We start from the raw sequence: 5,171 nt of genomic DNA on the forward strand, positions 1-5,171 counted from the left end.
GGGGGGCCGGGGTCATGAAGCGCGGAAGGCGTGATTCATCGGGGTCTTCTGCTCCGAGGCCAAGCGACTGTAGCGGACAATCCGGCGGCCCGGCACCCTCCAGCCGCGCTGGATTCCACACCCGCCATGCCTGCTTTCCCTGACAGTTCGCCGCTTGCCTTGACGCTGGATCTCGACGACACGCTGTGGCCCGTCTGGCCGGCGATCGAGCGGGCCGAACACCAGCTGCATGGCTGGCTGCACGAACACGCGCCGGCCACGGCGCAGCGCTTCGACCCGCCGGCGCTGCGTGCCTTGCGCAACGCGGTGGAGGCCGAGCACCCGCAGTGGCGCCACGACCTGAGCTCGATCCGCCGGGAAAGCATCGCGCGTGCGTTGGCGATGACGGGCCACGATCCGCAGTTGGCCGGCCCGGCCTTCGACGTGTTCTTCGCGGCGCGCCAGCGGGTGGAGTTCTTCGACGATGCGCTGCCCGGGCTCGCGCGGCTGGCGGCGCGCTTCCCGCTGTTCGCGGTGACCAACGGCAATGCCGACCTGGCGACGATCGGCGTGGCGCAGCACTTCCAGGGCAGCCTGAGCTCGCAGAAGCTCGGCATCGGCAAGCCGGATGCGCGCATCTTCCACCTGGCCTGCGAGCGCCTGGGCGTGGCACCGGCGCAGGTGCTGCATGTCGGCGACGATCTGCACCTCGATGTGCACGGTGCGCGCGATGCGGGGCTTCAGGCGCTGTGGCTGCACCGGCCGGGCCATGCAGTCGGGGAATTGCCGGCTGGCTGCGGCCAGGCGGCCACGTTGATCGAGTTGGCCGAGATGCTGGGCTGCTGAATTCGTAGCCCGAATGCCAATCCGGGGATCGTCGTTCACTTCAACCGCCCCACCCGGATTGGCATCCGGGCTACGAATCAGCGGTTGAATTCGAAGGGGGCTTGCGGCTGCGTGTCCGAGAACTTCATCACTTCGAAGCGCACGCACGGCGACGTGGGATCGGCCGGCGAGGCCCCCAGCCCGATCGCGCCGCTGCCGTGCAGCGTGCAGGTGCCGCGGCGCAGCTGCACGATCTCGGAGTCGCTCGAGAAGCGCACGTAGGTGCCGTTGTAGCTGAGGTCGGTCAGCTGGAAGGCACCGCCGTGCCAGTCGATGCGGGCATGCGAGCGCGAGACCCGCGAGTCGTCGATGCAGTAGGTGGCCTGCGGGCTGCGGCCCAGCACCACCGGCAGGCTCGGGCCGGCATAGACGCGGTTCAGGTCGAGCCACGCGAGGCGGATGCCTTCGGGCTCGGTGGTGGTGGGCAGCAGGTCGCCGTAGGCCGTGGCCGCGGTGTCGCCGAAGCGCCGGCCTTCGAGCAGGTAGACGTGCACCGGCTCGACGCGGCCGCGCAGCTGCACCCGGTCGAGGCTGCGAAAGCGCGCGCTGTTCTCGGCATCCTGCGCCGAGAACACGGTGGCGGTGGTCAGCGTCTCGTTGTCGCCGGCATGGTCGAGCAGCCGGGCCGCGACGTTGACGGCATCGCCGAAGCAATCGCCCGACATCGCGACCACCTCGCCATGCGCCAGCCCGACCTGCAGCTTCAGCACCGGCGTGCGCGACACCGCGACCGGCGCGCCGGCCACCGGGTTCGCCGGCGGGACGATGCGGTCCAGCGACTCGTGCATGCCGTCGGCGGCTGACACCGCCTCGATCGGATTCTCGAACACCGCCATCAGGCCGTCGCCGAGCGTCTTGACGACCGTGCCGCGGCAGCTGGTGACCACGTGGGCGAGCAGCGCGACGCTGTGCGTGACGACCGTCGTGGCCTCGGCATTGCCCAGCGTCTCGTAGAGCGCGGTGCTGCCGCGAAGATCGGCAAATAGCACGGTGCGCTGCAGGATCTGGGTCATAAGCGTGAAGTTTATGGCAACTTGGCGGCCGCGGAAGGCGCAAAAAAGGCCCCGAAAGCAGTGCTTGCGGGGCCTTTGCAGCGAGGCTGCAGATCAGAGGTTGTCGAGGTAGGTCCGCAATTTGTCCGACCGGCTCGGGTGCTTCAGCTTGCGGATCGCCTTCGCCTCGATCTGGCGGATGCGCTCGCGCGTCACGTCGAACTGCTTGCCCACTTCTTCCAGCGTGTGGTCGGTGCTCATCTCGATGCCGAAGCGCATGCGCAGCACCTTGGCCTCGCGCGGCGTCAGGCTGTCGAGGATGTCCTTCACCACATCGCGCAGACCGGCCTGCATCGCCGCCTCGATCGGCGCGGTGTTGTTGGTGTCCTCGATGAAGTCGCCCAGGTGCGAATCGTCGTCGTCGCCGATGGGGGTTTCCATCGAGATCGGCTCCTTCGCGATCTTCATGATCTTGCGGATCTTGTCTTCCGGGATCTCCATCTTCTCGGCCAGCGTCGGGGCATCGGGCTCGAAGCCGAATTCCTGCAAGTGCTGGCGCGACAGCCGGTTCATCTTGTTGATCGTCTCGATCATGTGGACCGGGATGCGGATCGTGCGCGCCTGGTCGGCGATCGAGCGGGTGATGGCCTGGCGGATCCACCACGTCGCGTAGGTCGAGAACTTGTAGCCGCGGCGGTATTCGAACTTGTCGACCGCCTTCATCAGGCCGATGTTGCCCTCCTGGATCAGGTCGAGGAACTGCAGGCCGCGGTTGGTGTACTTCTTCGCGATCGAGATCACGAGGCGCAGGTTGGCCTCGATCATTTCCTTCTTCGCGTCGCGCGAGGCCTTCTCGCCCTCGTTCATGCGCTTGTTGATCTGCTTCAGGTCCTCGAGCGGCACGACGGCGCGGCCTTGCTGGTCGGTCAGCTTCTTCTGCAGCTCCTGCACYGGCGGCAGGTTGCGCGCCAGCACGGCGCTGTACGGCTTGCCGGCAGCGGCTTCCTTCTCGGCCCACTTCAGGTTCAGGATGTTGGGCGGGAAATGCTTGATGAAGTATTCCTGCGGCATCCCGCACTTGTCGACGAGGATCTTGCGCAGCTCGCGTTCGTAGCGGCGCACGTCGTCGACCTGCGAACGCAGGATGCCGCACAGCTTCTCGATGGTCTTCACCGTGAAGCGGATCGTCATCAGCTCGGCGCTGATCGCGTGCTGGGCCTTGTCGTACGGCGCCGACTGGTAGCCGTCCTTCTCGAAGGCCTTGCGCATCTTGTCGAAGTTCTCGCGCAGGTTGGCGAACTTGGTCAGCGCCGCGCCCTTCAGCTCTTCGAGCTTCTTGGTCAGCGCCTTGCTGCCGCCGTTGCCGTCGTCGTCGTCTTCCTCGTCGAAGAAGTCGACGTCTTCCTCGGCCACGTAGTCGTCCGCCTCGTCTTCGGAGACGAAGCCGTCGACCACCTCGGAGATCGTCATCTCGCCGGCGCCGATGCGGTCGGCATAGGCCAGGATCTCGGCGATGGTGGTGGGCGATGCGCTGATCGCCAGCATCATCGCCTGCAGGCCGCCTTCGATGCGCTTGGCGATCTCGATCTCGCCCTCGCGCGTCAGCAGCTCGACCGTGCCCATCTCGCGCATGTACATGCGCACCGGATCGGTGGTGCGGCCGAACTCGGAGTCGACGGTGGAGAGCGCCGCTTCGGCGGCTTCTTCCGCTTCTTCCTCGGTGGCAGTGGTGGTGCCTCCGCCGGCGATCAGCAGCGTGGCGGCGTCGGGCGCCTGCTCGTAGACCGCGATGCCCATGTCGTTGAGCATCGACACGATGGCTTCGAGGATGTCGGCGTCGACCAGCTTCTCGGGAAGGTGGTCGTTGATTTCCTGGTGGGTCAGGAAGCCGCGCGTCTTGCCCATCTTGATGAGCGTCTTCAGCTCATGGCGGCGCTTGGCGACTTCTTCTTCGGTGAGCGCGGTCTCGTCGAGGCCGAACTCGCGCATCAGCGCGCGCTCCTTGGCCCGCGACACCTTCATGCGCAGCGGCTTGGCCTTGGCGGCCTTGTCGTCGGTGCCGGCCGCTTCGGGCTCGGGCTCGCCTTCGATATCGGCTTCGAGGTCGGAGAAGTCCTCCTCGGGCACTTCTTCCTTCTTGGCGGCGGTGGCCGTGGCGGCCTTCGGCTTGCGGCCCGGCTTGCCCTTGGCTTCGGCGACGGGCGCGGCCTTGGCGGCCGGCTTGGCGACGGCCTTCTTCTTGTCTTCGGCTTCGGCCTTGCCGGCCTTCACGGCTTTCGACGCAGCGGCCGGCTGTGCTGCCTTGGCGGGGGCGCTCTTCTTCGCGGTCATGCAAATCCTCGAATGGTGGTGGTCGTCACGTCGAACCCAGCCTCAGGGCCACGCCGACAAGCCGGGTGACGGCAGCTCGGCAGGGCCCTGTTCAGCGGAGGTCCAAAGACGTAGCGAGGCCCGGATCAAGCCTTAGCTTGGGGCCGCAATCAAATGGGCAAGGTCGCGTGACCATCAAAACGGAGTACAGCCCTTGCGGGGTAGGGTGGCCTTGAGGTGGGGACCCTGGGTCAGAGGGTGGCCGGGGCCCGGAGGTGCTGTCTTTGCTGACCGTTCGTCACTCTTGCCGCGTAACAAACCTTCGATTATCGGCGAAAGAAGCCGTTACGTCAAAGTCACGGTGGATTGACGAGTTTCATGCCCTGCATGCGCAGGCGTTTCTGGGCGTCGAGTTCGCGCCATTGCGCGAGTGCCGCGGGGTCGGTTTCGGCCTGCCGGATCAACGCCTGCAGGCGCGCCGACAGCAGCTCGACCCACATCCCGTCGATCACGCGGCGCAGGTCGGCGAACTGCATTTCGTCCTGCAGCACCCCCGGCGGGACGAGGCGGCGGCCCTCGTCCGCCCATTCGCCGTCGTGCAGCGCCTGCTCGAGCACGGCCCACGGTGTGGCGCCATGTTCCAGCAGGTGGCGCTCCARCCAGGTGATCAGCGATCCATGCGGTGCCGGCAGCTCGTGCAGCAGCTGGTGGTCGTCGGTGCCGAGCTGGTCCCACCAGTCGCTGTGCAGCAGCAGCAGCCGCAGCACGGTGTCGGCCGGGCTGGTCGGCACGGTGCGTGTCTTCGACTGCGGGGGGAAGGGRCCGCTTTCCTCGTAGCGATCGCGCTTGCCCTTCCACTCCTTGGTCCATTCCTTGGTCCACTTGCGGCCGCCGCCGCCGCCCTCGCGCCGCTGGAAGCGCTCGCGCGGCGCGGCCGGGGCGCCGTCGTCCGGTGGCGGGCCGTAGCCGTCGTCGTCGGGTGGCTCATTCCGGGAGGAGGAGGGC

The 5,171-nt window shown here is 67.2% G+C and carries 3 protein-coding genes and 1 pseudogene; 1 reads left to right on the plus strand and 3 read right to left on the minus strand.

Going from position 1 to position 5,171, the window contains the following annotated elements; translation table 11 throughout:
- The first annotated feature begins 126 nt into the window (after positions 1-126).
- On the plus strand, positions 127-825 hold the full coding sequence (locus AC1D01_RS19905) for an HAD family hydrolase (RefSeq protein ID WP_477869301.1): 699 nt from the start codon (positions 127-129) through the stop codon (positions 823-825).
- Positions 826-902: 77 nt separating this feature from the next.
- Here the strand turns inward: AC1D01_RS19905 and AC1D01_RS19910 are convergent, their stop codons facing one another.
- The 3 genes and pseudogenes from AC1D01_RS19910 to AC1D01_RS19920 all read right to left on the minus strand — a co-directional run.
- A complete protein-coding gene (locus tag AC1D01_RS19910) occupies positions 903-1,877 on the minus strand; it encodes an FHA domain-containing protein (RefSeq protein WP_477869303.1) in 975 nt (324 codons plus the stop codon).
- Between the two features lie 93 nt (positions 1,878-1,970).
- Positions 1,971-4,187 carry an RNA polymerase sigma factor RpoD gene (gene rpoD, locus AC1D01_RS19915; protein ID WP_477869305.1) on the minus strand — a complete coding sequence of 739 codons (2,217 nt, stop codon included), beginning with the start codon at positions 4,185-4,187 and terminating at the stop codon, positions 1,971-1,973.
- 335 nt (positions 4,188-4,522) lie between these two features.
- Positions 4,523-5,171: pseudogene (locus tag AC1D01_RS19920) on the minus strand (hypothetical protein); the annotation flags it as partial.

It is taken from the genome of Rhizobacter sp. P3_B12, from assembly GCF_056402895.1.